This is a genomic window from Gordonia sp. UBA7599 (assembly GCA_002477755.1).
Classification (GTDB): Bacteria; Actinomycetota; Actinomycetes; order Mycobacteriales; family Mycobacteriaceae; genus Gordonia.
Window position 1 is genome coordinate 565 of the sequence record DLKD01000132.1, and the last position, 549, is coordinate 1,113.

1 pseudogene is annotated in these 549 nt (G+C 69.6%); it reads left to right on the forward strand.

The window, feature by feature from the left end:
• Positions 1–236: 236 nt before the first annotated feature.
• Positions 237–549: pseudogene (locus tag B4L26_RS14755) on the forward strand (phosphoenolpyruvate carboxykinase); the annotation flags it as partial.

A 549-nucleotide genomic window follows, 5' to 3' on the forward strand; every position in this document is an offset into this window, starting at 1 on the left:
ACCCGGCGACGGGCGAGTGGAGTGCCACTCGGCCGGGCCGCCTGAGGTAGCCGGACGAACCTGTTCGGGGCCGGCCGCGATCGGGGGGCGGCCGGCCCCGGACAACCCGGCGTGCCCGTTGGGGCTCCGGTCGCAGATGTCGGAAACCCGACTCCCGATCGGGCTGCTAGATCGCGTATCCTAAGGAGCGGACCGACCGCGCTGCAGGTGGTCGGAGACTTCAGGAGACGCTTCAAATGACCTCTGCCACGATCCCCGGCTTGGACGCGACGAGCGCGCCCACCAACCACGCAGCCCTCCTCGCCTGGGTGGCCGAGGTTGCGGAGCTGACCCAGCCGGACCGTGTGGTCTGGTCGGACGGCAGTGACGAGGAGTGGGACCGCTTGACGGCCCACCTCGTTGAGGCCGGCACGATGGTCAAGCTCGACGACAAGAAGAAGCCCAACTCGTTCCTGGCCCTGTCCGACCCGGCCGACGTGGCCCGCGTCGAATCGCGCACCTACATCTGCAGCGCGACGGAGGACTTGGCCGGCCCCACCAACAACTGGG